Origin of the sequence: Leifsonia poae, from assembly GCF_020009625.1 — a bacterium.
GTDB classification, from domain to species: Bacteria; Actinomycetota; Actinomycetes; order Actinomycetales; family Microbacteriaceae; genus Leifsonia; species Leifsonia poae_A.
On sequence record NZ_JAIHLP010000002.1, the window covers coordinates 1,340,007 to 1,353,415 of the forward strand.

The window sequence follows — 13,409 nt, forward strand, 5'->3', positions numbered from 1 at the left end:
CCTGGGGCGCCCGTCACGGATGCGGTGTGACATTCGTCATGGCGCATCCGGGTCTCATCGTGATCTATCTTGCATGCAATCTTGCGTGCAAGGTGTATCCTGGAGCCATGACCGACCCCATCCCCGCCGCCGAACTCGCCTACAGCCACACCAAGAACCTCATCCTCACCGGCGGCGCCCCCGGCGGGCAGCTGCTCAGCGAAGCACAGGTGGGAGACGAGATCGGGGTGAGCCGCACCCCGATGCACGAAGCCTTCCTCCGACTGGCGGCGGAAGGACTGCTCACCCTCTCTTCACGCAAGGGAGCCGTCGTCACACCGATGTCCCCACGCGAGGCGCAGAACGTGCTCGACCTGCGCGAGGCGATCGAGGCGGGCGCGGCCAGGCGCATCCAGGAAGCCGGTGGAGCGGACGCCGACCTCGTCGCTGCCCTGGAAGCGGCGCTGAGCACGCAGCGGGCGGCCGTCGGGTCAGGCGACGTCGAGGGCTTCGTCGAAGCCGATCAGGCGTTCCACGCCGCCATCGTCGACGCGTCGGGCAATGAGCTCGCCGGCCAGTTCTTCCGAACGCTGCGTGACCGGCAGCAACGCCTGCGCCACCAACTGTTCCGCGTGCGACCGGACACCCTGGCCGACTCGCTCGCCGACCATGAGACGCTTCTCGCGACCCTGCAGCGCGACTCGGGATACGACACCCTGCTGCATGCGCACATCGCGCGGCATCAGGGCGCACTGTGAGCGGCGACAGAGTCGGCGACTCCCACAGCCACCGCACCGGCCAGCCTCCGTGGCGGATCGTCTTCGCCGTCATGTTCTTCTGCTCCTGGTGCGGCAATCAGTTCAGTCCGCTGCTCCTGATGTACAAGGATGTGCAGCACTACTCCGAGCTGACCGTGAACATGTTCCTCGGCGTCTATGTGCTCGGACTCGCCCCGGCCCTGCTCGTGTCGGGTGCGCTCTCCGATCGGCACGGACGACGGCCGGTGATGTTCACCGGAGTCCTCACCGCCATGGCCGCCAGCGGAAGTCTCGCTCTCGGCGCGCTCGGACCGGCGCCGATCTATCTCGGCCGCCTGCTCTCCGGCGTGACGGTCGGCATCGCGATGGCCGTCGGAACGAGTTGGCTCAAAGAGCTCTCCTCACCGCGCTTCGACCCGGCCGCCGATGCCGCCGCCGGAGCGCGCCGCGCCTCACTCGCATTCACGCTCGGCTCGGCCGCCGGCGCCCTGGTCGCCGGTGGCATCGCCCAGTTCACGGCGCTCGGTGAAGAGCTACCGTTCATCGTGCACATCCTGGTGACGCTCCCCTTCGCCTGGGTGGTGCTGCGTGCGCCGGAAACGGTGACGGTAGGCGGCGAGCGCGGTCCGCTGCTGGCGCAGTTGCGCATCCCGGCTGCCGGGCACAAGCGGTTCCGACGGGTGGTGCTCGTCGCCGCCCCGTGGATCTTCGCCGCCGCGGCCCTCGCCTACGGCTATCTGCCGGTGCTGCTCGCCGACCGGACCGGCGACTGGGGCCTGGCCTACGCGACGATGCTCACCGTCATCGCGCTCGGCGTCGCCTCGCTGGTTCAGCCGATCGCCAAGCGACTCGACACCGCCTCCAGCGCCCGCGGATTGATGGCGGCACTCATCGGGATCGCCGCGGGTCTCGCGGTGCTCACCGCGGCGGTCGCCCTCTCTTCTCTCGTGCTCGGGGTTGTCGCGAGCGCCGTATTGGGGGCCGGCATGGGAGTCGCCCTCGTCTCCGGGCTCCTCGAAGTGCAGCGCATCGCGACACCCCGTGATCTGGCCGGGCTCACCGGGATGTTCTACGCGGTCGCCTACGCAGGTTTCCTCGTGCCGACCCTGCTCTCGGCCCTGACTCCGCCGCTGTCGACGATCGGCCTGTTCATCGCTCTGATCGCGTTGGCGGCCTTCTCGGGCCTCCTCCTGCTGGCCTTCTCGACGAAGCATCTGCCCCGCACAGCCGAAGCCTGACGCCCTCGATAAGCATCAGGACGCCGTCCGTCAGGACGTCGAGAGGGCGGCCCCGGCGGCGAGGCGGTTCCGCGCATCGTGACGGGATCCGGCACGTTCGCCCGCCTCGTCGGGTCGGCTGATCTCAGCCCACACGGCGTCGAGGGAGAGGCCGACGACATCCGCGATCACCGCGATGGTCGGGAAGGCGGGGGTGGCGACCCGCCCGGATTCGATCTTGCGAAGGGTCTCCGGCGAGACCCCGGCGGCCAGTGCGATGTCGAGCATCGAGCGCTCACCCCGGGCCCGGCGGAGCAGGGCACCGAGGCGCCGCCCGCGTTCGACTTCGGCAGGGGTGAGCGGCAATCTGACCATGCGTCCGATTATAGTACCGGTATGATATTACCGGTATTGTTATTGCGCCACCGAGGAGGACGCCGCATGATCGAGATTCTGACCCCCGCCGAACAGGAACGAGCACGAGCGACCGGCGCCCTCGTCGCCGACATCCTCCAGGCGTTGAAGGGTCGCAGCGCGGCCGGCACCACCCTCCTGGACATCGACCTCTGGGCACGCGAGCTGATCGCCGAAGCCGGAGCGCAGTCCTGCTACGTCGACTACGCGCCCTCCTTCGGGAGGGGGCCGTTCGGCCACTCGATCTGCACGGCCGTCAACGACGCCGTGCTCCACGGGCTGCCGAACACGCGGGCGCTCGCCGATGGCGACCTGCTGACACTCGACCTGGCCGTCTCCCTCGACGGGATCGCCGCCGACTCGGCGATCAGCTTCCTCGTGGGCGACTCGCGACCGCCCGAGAGCGTGGCGATGATCGACGCGACCGAACGCGCACTGAGCGCCGGGATCGCCGCGGCCCGGCCCGGCGCCCGCATCGGCGACATCTCCCACGCCATCGGCACCGTGCTCAGCGAGGCCGGCTATCCGATCAACACCGAGTTCGGCGGCCACGGAATCGGGTCGACGATGCACCAGGATCCGCACGTCGCCAACACGGGGCGACCCGGGCGCGGCTACCTGCTGCGCCCCGGGCTGCTCCTCGCGTTGGAGCCCTGGGTGATGGCCGACACCGCCGACCTCGTGACGGATGCGGACGGGTGGACCCTGCGCAGCGCGACCGGCTGCCGCACGGCGCACAGCGAGCACACCATCGCCATCACCGAAGACGGCGCCGACATCCTCACCCTGCCGACTTCGACGCGCGAGGGGTAGCCGCCGGAGGGGTAGCCTCGGGAGGGGTAGCCGCGGGAGGAGTAGCCGCGGGAGGTTATCCACACCCCATCGCACGACGACGTTCCGAGGGGTCGCAGAACGTCGCGATCACCGCGGTTTTCTGCGTCAGAACGACACTTTGCGCCCGCTCGGCGGCGGTGGTCGCTGCGGCGGCTAGACGCGAGCGGCCAGGAGGCGGTGCACGGCGGCGAGTGGGATGGGCACCCACGCCGGACGATGCCGCGACTCATAGGTGACCTCGTAGACGGCCTTGTCGAGCTCGAACGCGTCGAGCAGGGCCGCAGCATCGTCGGCGGATGCCCGGCCCGCTCCGTCTCCGAGCTCGTCGCCGTGCACGCTGTCGCCGGAGGCATACCCCTGCAGGAACGACTGGCGGGCGCGCGCGGCCCAGGCCACCGCATCCACCGGCGGCTCCCGGCGTGCGAGCGAACCGGCGACATAGTCGAACGACCGGAGCATGCCGGCCACGTCCCGCACCGGCAGGTCGGGCCGCGATCGCTCGGCCAGGGGTCGCAGTGGCTCCCCCTCGAAGTCGATGAACTGCCATCCGCGGCCGGGCGAGAGCAGCACCTGCCCCAGATGCAGGTCGCCGTGGATGCGCTGCAGCCGCGGCCTCGACGCCTCCGCGGCGTGCGTATAGACGGCGACGATGTCGGCGCGCGATCCGGCGATCTCTGGCACCTCGGCGCTGGCGATCGTCAGCCGCTGCAGCATCCCGTCGAGCGCCCGGGCGACGTCATCCCGGTCGGCCTCCCGCGTCGGGAGCAGCCGGCCCAGCTGGGCGTGCAGCTCCGCGGTGCCGACGCCGAGGTCGAACGCCAAGGCGCCGAAGTCGTCCCCGGTCTCGGCCGCGCGCACCGCGAGCTCCCACCCGTCCTCGGCGCCGGTGAGGAACGTCTGCACGAGCGCGAGGTCACCGGATGCGGGAGCATCGCCCGCCGAATCCGGCCAGCTCCCCGACACCCAGCCGAGCAACGACGGAGTGTGCCGGAAGGCTCCCGCGGTGAGGGCCGCGAGGGTGGAGACATCGGGGTTGGCGCCATCGTGCACGACCCGGAACACCTTGACGAGTGCGAGGTCACCGCCGTCGAGTTCGGCGACGACAGCCGAGTTCGACTGTTCACCGGTCAGGCGGCGTGACGAGCGCAGACGAACCGGGTCGCCGATGCGATGACCGCGAGCCGACGCGTCGCCGCCCCGGGTCGGCGCTCCCCCGGCGATGAGCTCCAGCAGCGACGAGACGTAGGCCTCGTCGGCCGGACCGTCGTAGAGCGAACGACCGCCGGCCTCGCCGATGAGCGCGGTCGGATCGCCGTCGCGGTGCACCCGGGCCACCACCGGTACCTGGTAGACGCGGGGCAGGCGGGGTCCGTCGTCGGCGAAGAAATGCGTGATGACCCTGGCCTGATCGCTCGCCGGCTCCGCCTCGAACGAACCGAGCAGGCGCAGACGCGGTTCGACGTTCTTCGTCGAGTACCAGCGCTGGCGTCGCATCCATGACCCGACGAGCTCGGTGAGTTCGGTCATGCCAGAACCGTACGCCTCCTTGCCGGGAACAATCAGGATGCGCCCGGGAAGACCGTCACCCGAGCTCCGGGCGCGCGTGCGGTCAGGGTTGACCGAGGCGCACGCCGCGAGCCGCCATGAACGGCAGAGGATCGATCTGCAGACCGCCCACCCGCACCTCGAAATGCAGGTGGCACCCGGTCGAGGCTCCGGTGCTGCCGATCCGGGCGATGGGCTGCCCGGCCGCGACCACCTGCCCCACGGTGACGCCGATTCCGCCGTCCATGATGTGCCCGTACGCCGTCTCCACCCCGCCCCCGTGGTCGATCAGCACGAAATTGCCGTACGAGCCGTTCCAGCCGGCCTGCAGCACGGTTCCCGCGCTCGCGGCCACGATGGTGGTGCCGCAACTCGCGCCGATGTCGTCGCCCGGGTGGAACAGGGCGGTTCCGGCCGGGCGCGATGGACGCGGGCCGAACAGATCGGTGAGCTCTCCGTGCACCGGGAGCACCCAGCCGGTCGCCGACGCCGGACCGTCCTGCAGCACGCTCCAACCCGCATCCGCCGCCTGCAACGACGGTACTGCCGCCAGAGCGCCGGCCGCGGCATCGACGTGGGCTCGTGCCTCCACGACGGCCTGGTCGCTGGCATCGACGTCGATCGCGGCGGCGGCGCCGGCAGCGTTGCTGGACTGATCGTGCAGCCGGAGGGCGCGCTCGGCGTCGGCGGATGCCTGCGCCATGGCGGCCTTCTGCGAGGCGGTCGCCCGGGAGAACCGGTCGACGGCGGTGAGCTTCTGCAACAGATTGCCGGGCGTGGAGAGCGCAGCCGCCAGAGGATCCTCGATGAGCGCCCGCGCGCCCTGCGAGCGCACGAGGGCGGTGGCGAACGCGGCCGAGGCCGCCGCCTGCTCCCGGGCGGCCGAGGCCTGCGCCGCGAGCAGCTTCGCCGCTGCGGTCGCCTGCGTCTTCTCACGCTGCACACCGCGGGCAGCGTCGGTCGCGGCGGTCAGGGTCTGCTGGGCCGCGGCGAGCCGGCTGGCGAGCTCCGTCGCCTGCGCGACCTCGGCCGCGGCCAGCGTCGAACCGTCGGAGAGAACCGGGTCGGGGGCGAGGGTCACTTCGTCGGTCGGCACGGGGTGGTGGGGTGCGGTGCGAGTCGGGGTGGGGGTCGGAGTGGGCGTCGGGGTCGGAGTGGGCGTCGGGGTCGGAGTGGGCGTCGGGGTCGGGGTAGGAGTGGGCGTCGGGGTCGGGGTAGGAGTGGGCGTCACGGTCGGCGTGGGCGTCACGGTCGAAGTGGGCGTCTCAGTGGGTGTGGGCGTCACGCATCCCGTCGCCGCGTCGCCGCAATCGTCGGCGACCGCGGCCTGCTGCGAGCCGAGGCACAACCCCGCCACCAGCAGCACGACGGCACAGACTCGCCCTCCGCGGCGCGGTCGTCCGCGTCGTGACATCGGTGCGCTGCGTGCGAACGCTGTCAACATGGTCACTCGAACCCCGGCGGATGCCGCGGGCCTGTGAACCGATGCTCTCACCGGCCGCCCCACGAAACAAGGGAATGACGCGAACCTCCTCCGCCAGTCTGATGCGGCTCCCAGCCTTCAGCCGGTACCGTGAATCCCTGTGACCGAGTCCTCCACCGCCGCGCGACCGCGCCGAGCCGCGAAGAAGTCCACGTGGAAGACGCTTCTCCGGGACATTCTGGTGATCTTCGTCGTGGCGGTCCTCGTCTCGTTTCTGATCAAGACCTTCGTGGTCCGCTCCTTCTACATCCCATCGGGTTCGATGGAGAACACCCTGCAGGTGAACGACCGCATCATCGTGAACGAGCTCGAGCCGAAGCTGTTCCCCCTGCAGCGCGGCGACGTCATCGTGTTCAAAGACCCGGGCGGCTGGCTGCCGCCGCTCGCCCCGAAGCCGACCAATCCGATCTCCTCGGCCGTGAATGCCACGCTCGACTTCGTTGGCCTCAGCGCCTCCGACAGCGACCAGCACCTCGTGAAGCGGCTCATCGGCCTGCCGGGCGACAAGGTGAGCTGCTGCAACGCCCTCGGCCAGATGAGCGTGAACGGCGTGCCACTGAAAGAGCCTTACGTTCTGCTGCCGGCCGGGGTCGAGGCCGTCTCGCACGACGACTTCTCGGTCACCGTGCCGGCCGGCGCGGTGTGGGTGATGGGCGACAACCGATACAACTCGGCCGATTCCCGCTACCACATGGACGATCCAGGAAAAGGCTTCGTGCCTCTCAACGACGTGGTCGGCCGCGCCTTCGTGCTCAGCTGGCCGGTCGACCACTGGACGCTGCTGAGCGACTACCCCGAGGTCTTCGCCGGCGTTGACGCGGCGAAGGCCGGGCACTAGCGCAAGCGCCTGTTCTCCCCGCTCCCTGCGGCGGGTCAGAGGCCGGATTTACCGAGACGCCAGTAGCCCATGAACGCCACCCGGCCACGGTCGACACCATTGCGGCCGACGAGCAGCCGCCGGATCGTCTTCACGGTGCCGGACTCGCCGGCGATCCACGCGTAGAAGCCGCTCTGCGTGTGCTCGGGCAGCTCCCACAGCACGTCAGCGTCGATGTCGACCTCGTCGAGCTGCTGCACGCGCCCCGCGGCGGCAGCGGCGATGGTGTCGGGATGCTCGGCGACCCAGTGCTCCACGGCCGGGATCAGCGCGCATCCACTGGGCCCGCCGGCCCGGTCGAGCCAGTCGACCGCGAACCCGGAAGGGAGGTCGACGTGCAGGCGGTCCCCCTCATCCGGGACCTCGATGAACGCGTGCACCCGGCGGTCCGGCGGGAGCGTCTCGAGGATGGCGGCGATGGCGGGCGCGGCCGTCTCATCGCCCACGAGCAGCAGATCGGTGGCCGAGCCCGGCCGCCAGTCGATGCCGACGGTGGAGTGCACGCTGCGCGCATCCGGGCCGACGATGATCAGCTCGTCTCCCTCGGTCGCTTTTGCCAGCCAGCGGGAGGCCGGGCCGCCGTTGGCACTCCCGTCGCCGTGCGCGACGAAGTCGACGTCGAGCAGCCGCCGCGCCGGGTCGATGCTGCGAACGGTGTAGGTGCGAATGGGGTTGCGACGCTCATCGGGCAGCGCGCGCCACCGGTCGTACCAATCCGTCTCGGCGGGGGCCGCCTCGTCGTAGCGCGCTTCGTCGTCGACGCCGAGATCGGAGAGCAGCCCGTTCTCGAGCGGGAACACGAGCTTGATGCGCTGGTCGAGCCCATCCGTGCCGAAGACGTCGAAGTCGGGCGACCGGAATGTGACCCGCACGAAGTGGGGGCTCAGGCGCCGCAGCCGGGCGACCCTCGCCCGATACGGTCGGTAAGACGGGCGATCGGTCTTGACGACGGGAGACGCGAGCAGGCTCACAGCGAGACTTTCCGAACAGGAACGGCGGACTTAGGTAAGGCTACACTAACCCGATTGAGCCGGGCTGGGATGCCGCTGGGGATGTGGCCGGGCCGATCCTCAACCTTCGGGCCCTCTACGCTGGTGCCGTGACGACACAGAATCCCGACCGGCGCCCGGCGTGCGCGAGGTGGCCGCTCTGGCGGGCGTCTCGCGACAGACCGTCTCGCGTGTCGTCAACGGGCATCCGAGCATTCGGGAGAGCACGCGGCAGCGGGTGCTGACCGCGATGGACGAGCTGCAGTTCCGGCCCAATCGGGCGGCCAGGATGCTCTCGACCGCGCGGTCGAACACGATCGGCATCCTGGCGTCGTCGTCTTCGTCACTGTTCGGTCCGGCGAGCAGCATCGATGCCGTCGAGAGCGCGGCGCGCGAAGCCGGCTCGTTCGTGGCGATAGCCCACCTGGCATCGGTCGAGACCGACGAGATCGAGGCCGCCCTCGACCACCTGATGGCGCAGGCCGTCGAAGGCATCGTCGTCGTCGCCCCACAACGCCGGGTGCTGGATGCCATGCACAGCGTGTCGATCGCGGTGCCGTCGGTGACGATGCACAGCGCCGAGGCGGCCGGCGACGAGGCCTTCGCCGACCAGATCGAGGGGGCGCGGATGGCCGCGCGGCACCTCGCCGAGCTCGGCCACACGACCGTCGCCCACCTGGCCGGGCCGTCCGATTGGGCCGAGGCGAACGCACGCCGCGACGGCTTTCTGGCAGAGGCGAGAACGCTCGGGATGCGCGTGACCGTCACGGCACCCGGCGACTGGACCAGCGCATCCGGCGCCCGCATCGGAGCAGACCTGCTTCGGGACCGCACGGTCACCGCTGTTTTCTCTTCCAACGACCAGATGGCCCTCGGGGTGCTGCATGCCCTGCGTCGTGACGGTCGCAGCGCACCGCAGGATGTGAGCGTCATCGGATTCGACGACATCCCCGAGGCCGCTTACTTCGCGCCGCCGCTGACGACGATCCGCCCAGACTTCACCGGGCTCGGGCGCACCTGCGTCGCCCGCCTGCTGGCGGCGATCGACCGGCTGCCGACCCCCGGCGCCGGGAGCGCCGTGGTGACACCCCGGCTCATCGTGCGGGAGTCGACCGGCCCCGCGCCCACACGCTGACCCCACGCTGACCCCACGATACGTACCCGTCGAGCCCACGAATTATCCGCGTACTCGGCGGTTTTCGGGAGATTTCGCGCGTACTCGGGGGCGGCGGGGGTGGGGTGGGGCGGTGGGGTGGGGCGGGGCGGGGCGGGGCGCAGGCGGGGGCGGGGGCTCGGGCGGAATTGACAGGGGCGGAGGGGGCGGGGATACTGAGGTCACGAAATGTGACCGGTCACAACTCGATGAGGAGCGCAACGATGGCGGCAGACGAGAACGCGACGCGACACCGCGAGGCCATCGGTGCCGGGCGCACCTCCCTCGGCATCGAATTCGGGTCGACGCGCATCAAGGCGTGCCTCGTCGACCTGGACGACCCCTCGTCGGTGATCGCCGTCGGCGGCCACGAATGGGAGAACGAGTTCATCGACGGCATGTGGACGTATTCGCTCGATGCCGTCTGGACCGGTCTCCGAAGCGCATACGGCGACCTGGCCGACGACGTCGAGCGTCGCCTCGGCGTGCGACCGCAGACGTTCGGCGCCATCGGCGTCTCGGCCATGATGCACGGCTACCTGCCGTTCGACGCCGACGGCGAGCTGCTCGTTCCGTTCCGCACGTGGCGCAACACGACGACCGGTCCGGCCGCCGGGCAGCTCTCTCAGCTCTTCGGCGTCAACATCCCCCTGCGCTGGTCGATCGCCCACCTGCACCAAGCGGTGCTCGACGGCGAACCGCACATCGACCGTCTGGACTTCCTCACCACGCTCGCCGGGTACGTGCATTGGCAGCTGACCGGCAGCAAGGTGCTGGGCATCGGCGACGCGTCCGGGATGTTCCCGATCGACGCCGCGGCGGGCGACTACGCGGCGGATCTGACCTCACGCTACGAGCAGCTGGCGGCCGAGAGCGTGGCGGGGCTGTCGCTGACCGCTGCGCTGCCGAAAGTGCTGAGGGCCGGACGCCCGGCCGGTGTGCTCACCACCGAGGGCGCCGCGCGCATCGATCCGACCGGGACGCTGCGAGCGGGCATCCCGTTCTGTCCTCCGGAAGGCGACGCCGGAACCGGGATGGTCGCGACCGACTCCGTCACGCCGCGCACCGGCAACGTCAGCGCCGGGACCAGCATCTTCGCAATGGTCGTCCTCGAGCGTCCACTCGCTGGCCGGCACCACGAACTCGACATCGTGACGACGCCGAGCGGCGACCCGGTGGCGATGGTCCACTGCAACAACGGCGCGAGCGAGCTCGCGGCGTGGGCGGGCGTCTTCGCCCGGTTCTCCGCCGCGAGCGGCGCGCCGATCGACCACGACGCGGTCTACGACACCCTGTTCCGCGAGGCGCTCGACGGCGAGGGCGACGCCGGCGGAGTTCTGGCATACAACACCGTCGCCGGCGAGCCGATCGCCGGGCTGACGGAGGGCCGTCCCCTTCTCGTCCGCTCGCCCGGGAGCCGTCTCACGCTCGCCAATCTGTTCCGCGCACACCTCTACGGCGCCTTCGGCACCCTGGCGCTCGGGATGCGCGTGCTCGCCGAGGAGGGCGTGACCCTCGACCGGATGTTCGCCCACGGCGGCATGTTCCGCACCGCGGGTGTCGCACAGCGGTTCCTCGCGGGTGCCCTCGACGCACCGGTCTCGGTCGCCGCGAACGCGTCGGAGGGCGGTGCCTGGGGCATCGCCGTTCTCGCGGCCTACCTTCGCTCCGCTGAGGACGGTGTCGACCTCAGCGGCTTTCTGCGCACCCGGGTGTTCGGGGGGTTCACGGTCGAGACGGTGGAACCGCATCCAGACGATGTGCGCGGGTTCGCCGCCTACCTCGAACGCTACCGGGCAGGACTGGCAGTCGAGCACGCCGCTGTTGAGGCGCTGCCGCTCGACGACCGGGCGACCGGGCTTGCATCCTCTGCCCCGGCGCCCGTCGCCGCACTCCCGGCCGTGGCCGAGTCTCCGGCGGTCCGCGCCACCCGCGAGCACGTCGCCGCGCTGCACGCCGAACTGACCCGCAACGCACTCGTGGTGTGGACCGGGGGAAACGTGTCCGGTCGCGTGCCCGGCGAGGATCTGTTCGTGATCAAGCCGAGCGGCGTCGACTACGACGACCTCGCCCCCGAAAACATGATCCTCTGCACACTCGACGGGGCGGTCGTGCCGGGCTCGCCCGGCAGCGAACGGTCGCCGTCGAGCGACACGGCAGCCCACGCGTACGTGTACCGCGCCATGCCCGAGGTGGGCGGCGTGGTGCACACCCACTCCACCTACGCGACGGCCTGGGCGGCCCGCGCCGAGCCCATCCCCTGCGTCATCACGGCGATGGCCGACGAATTCGGCGGCGAGATCCCGGTCGGGCCGTTCGCGATCATCGGGGACGACTCGATCGGCCGCGGCATCGTCGCCACGCTCTCCGGGCACCGCTCCCGCGCCGTGCTGATGCAGAACCACGGAGTGTTCACCATCGGCCGCGACGCCCGCGACGCGGTCAAGGCCGCCGTCATGGCCGAAGATGTGGCGCGCACAGTTCACATCGCCCGCCAGGGCGGCCCGCTCGTCGCCATTCCGCCGACGGCGATCGACAGCCTCTTCGATCGCTACCAGAACGTCTACGGGCAGAGCCCGGAAGGAGCAGGCCACTGATGCCAGCACTCAGCACCACTCTCGACCACTTCGAGGTCTGGTTCCTCACCGGCAGCCAGCACCTCTACGGTCCCGAGACGCTCGCGCAGGTCGCCGACCAGTCCCGCGCGATCGCCGAGCAGCTCGGCGCCTCCCCCGACGCCCCGGTGCGCGTCGTGTGGAAGCCCGTGCTGACCGATGCCGACGCCATCCGTCGCACCGCGCTCGAGGCGAACGCCGACGACTCGGTCATCGGGCTCGTCGCGTGGATGCACACCTTCAGCCCCGCGAAGATGTGGATCGGCGGGCTCCAGGCTCTGCAGAAGCCGCTGCTGCACTTCCACACCCAGGCGAACGTCGAACTCCCCTGGGCCGAGATCGACTTCGACTTCATGAACCTCAACCAGGCCGCGCACGGCGACCGGGAGTTCGGCTACATCCAGTCCCGTCTCGGTGTGCCCCGCACCACCGTCGTCGGCCATGTGAGCGACCCCCGCGTCACCGCCCGCATCGGCACCTGGATGCGCGCCGCGGCCGGCTGGGCCGCCGTGCGCACCCTCAAACTCGCCCGGTTCGGCGACAACATGCGCTTCGTCGCGGTGACCGAGGGCGACAAGACCGAGGCCGAGGCCCGGTTCGGCGTGCAGGTGAACACCTGGAGCGTCAACGAGCTCGCGGATGCTGTGGCCGCCGCATCCGACTCCGATATCGACGCCCTCGTGGCCGAATTCGAAGACCTGTACGACGTCGTGCCCGAGCTGCGCAGGGGCGGCGAGCGCCACCGCTCGCTGCGCGACGGCGCCGCCATCGAACTCGGTCTGCGTTCGTTCCTGGAGTCCGGCGGCTTCGGCGCCTTCACCACCAGCTTCGAAGACCTGGGCGCCCTCAAACAACTCCCCGGGCTCGCCGTGCAGAGGCTGATGGCCGAGGGTTACGGGTTCGGCGCCGAAGGCGATTGGAAGACCGCCGTGCTGGTGCGCGCCGCGAACGTGATGGGGGCCGGCCTTCCGGGCGGCGCCTCTCTCATGGAGGACTACACGTACGACCTCACGCCCGGCGAGGAGGTCATCCTCGGCGCCCACATGCTGGAGGTCAGCCCGAGCCTGACCACGGCGAGAGCGACGCTGGAGGTGCATCCGCTCGGCATCGGTGGCAAAGACGATCCCGTGCGGCTCGTCTTCACGGCCGACCCGGGCCCGGCCGTCGTCGTGGCTCTGTCGGATATGCGTGACCGCTTCCGTCTCGTGGCGAACGTGGTCGAAGTGGTGCCGCCCACCGCCGCGCTGCCGAAGCTTCCGGTCGGCCGCGCGGTCTGGAAGCCGACCCCCGACTTCACCACTTCGGCGACCGCGTGGCTGGAGGCCGGCGGCGCCCACCACACGGTGATGTCGACCGCTGTGGGCGTCGAGGCGTTCGAGGATTTCGCCCGCATGGCCGAGACCGAGCTGCTCATCATCGACGACACCACGACGCTCCGTGAGTTCGCCAAAGAGCTGCACTGGAACGCCGCCTACCACCGTCTGGCCCGCGGCCTCTGAACTACCCGGCTGCCGGCCACGTCATCGGCGCGGGCAGCCGGGTCTG

12 protein-coding genes and 1 pseudogene are annotated in these 13,409 nt (G+C 70.5%); 9 read left to right on the plus strand and 4 right to left on the minus strand.

What is annotated here, in order from left to right:
- Positions 1-107 precede the first annotated feature (107 nt).
- A complete protein-coding gene (locus tag K5L49_RS07055; RefSeq protein ID WP_223691479.1) occupies positions 108-737 on the plus strand; it encodes a GntR family transcriptional regulator in 630 nt (209 codons plus the stop codon).
- Positions 734-1,975 (plus strand): MFS transporter, encoded by a 1,242-nt coding sequence (locus K5L49_RS07060; RefSeq protein ID WP_223691480.1) that lies wholly within the window; start codon positions 734-736, stop codon positions 1,973-1,975. The genes K5L49_RS07055 and K5L49_RS07060 overlap by 4 nt, the downstream gene beginning before the upstream one ends.
- A 30-nt stretch (positions 1,976-2,005) precedes the next feature.
- Here K5L49_RS07060 and K5L49_RS07065 read toward each other — a convergent pair whose 3' ends face one another.
- Complete coding sequence (locus K5L49_RS07065) at positions 2,006-2,329, minus strand: helix-turn-helix transcriptional regulator (protein ID WP_223691482.1); 324 nt, start codon at positions 2,327-2,329, stop codon at positions 2,006-2,008.
- A gap of 66 nt (positions 2,330-2,395) precedes the next feature.
- Here K5L49_RS07065 and map point away from each other — a divergent pair, with 66 nt between their 5' ends.
- Positions 2,396-3,181 carry a type I methionyl aminopeptidase gene (gene map / locus K5L49_RS07070; RefSeq protein WP_223691484.1) on the plus strand — a complete coding sequence of 262 codons (786 nt, stop codon included), beginning with the start codon at positions 2,396-2,398 and terminating at the stop codon, positions 3,179-3,181.
- Between the two features lie 174 nt (positions 3,182-3,355).
- On the opposite strand, the gene K5L49_RS07075 is transcribed toward map, so the two are convergent.
- Both K5L49_RS07075 and K5L49_RS07080 read right to left on the minus strand, forming a co-directional pair.
- Complete coding sequence (locus K5L49_RS07075; protein WP_223691486.1) at positions 3,356-4,729, minus strand: maltokinase N-terminal cap-like domain-containing protein; 1,374 nt, start codon at positions 4,727-4,729, stop codon at positions 3,356-3,358.
- Between the two features lie 82 nt (positions 4,730-4,811).
- A complete protein-coding gene (locus K5L49_RS07080; protein WP_223691488.1) occupies positions 4,812-5,843 on the minus strand; it encodes a M23 family metallopeptidase in 1,032 nt (343 codons plus the stop codon).
- A gap of 28 nt (positions 5,844-5,871) precedes the next feature.
- Between K5L49_RS07080 and K5L49_RS07085 the strand changes: the two genes are divergently transcribed.
- Both K5L49_RS07085 and lepB read left to right on the plus strand, forming a co-directional pair.
- Entirely contained in the window at positions 5,872-6,228 is a 357-nt protein-coding gene (locus K5L49_RS07085) for a hypothetical protein (RefSeq protein ID WP_223691490.1), read from the plus strand.
- A 102-nt stretch (positions 6,229-6,330) separates the two neighbouring features.
- Positions 6,331-7,068 carry a signal peptidase I gene (lepB, locus tag K5L49_RS07090; RefSeq protein ID WP_223691492.1) on the plus strand — a complete coding sequence of 246 codons (738 nt, stop codon included), beginning with the start codon at positions 6,331-6,333 and terminating at the stop codon, positions 7,066-7,068.
- 35 nt (positions 7,069-7,103) lie between these two features.
- Here lepB and K5L49_RS07095 read toward each other — a convergent pair whose 3' ends face one another.
- On the minus strand, positions 7,104-8,078 hold the full coding sequence (locus tag K5L49_RS07095) for a siderophore-interacting protein (protein WP_223691493.1): 975 nt from the start codon (positions 8,076-8,078) through the stop codon (positions 7,104-7,106).
- A gap of 160 nt (positions 8,079-8,238) precedes the next feature.
- On the opposite strand from K5L49_RS07095, the gene K5L49_RS07100 reads away from it, so the two are divergent.
- The 4 genes and pseudogenes from K5L49_RS07100 to araA all read left to right on the plus strand — a co-directional run bounded on the left by K5L49_RS07100 (position 8,239) and on the right by araA (position 13,363).
- Positions 8,239-9,231 carry a LacI family DNA-binding transcriptional regulator gene (locus K5L49_RS07100; RefSeq protein ID WP_223691495.1) on the plus strand — a complete coding sequence of 331 codons (993 nt, stop codon included), beginning with the start codon at positions 8,239-8,241 and terminating at the stop codon, positions 9,229-9,231.
- A gap of 242 nt (positions 9,232-9,473) precedes the next feature.
- Positions 9,474-11,084 (plus strand): annotated as a pseudogene (locus K5L49_RS07105) (xylulokinase); the annotation flags it as partial.
- A 66-nt stretch (positions 11,085-11,150) separates the two neighbouring features.
- Positions 11,151-11,846, plus strand: coding sequence for an L-ribulose-5-phosphate 4-epimerase (locus K5L49_RS07110; RefSeq protein ID WP_223695260.1), 696 nt, complete (start codon positions 11,151-11,153; stop codon positions 11,844-11,846).
- Positions 11,846-13,363: an L-arabinose isomerase gene (gene araA / locus K5L49_RS07115; RefSeq protein ID WP_223691496.1), complete on the plus strand. Its 1,518-nt coding sequence runs from the start codon at positions 11,846-11,848 to the stop codon at positions 13,361-13,363. Before K5L49_RS07110 ends, araA begins: the two co-directional genes overlap by 1 nt.
- The last annotated feature ends 46 nt before the right edge of the window (positions 13,364-13,409 follow it).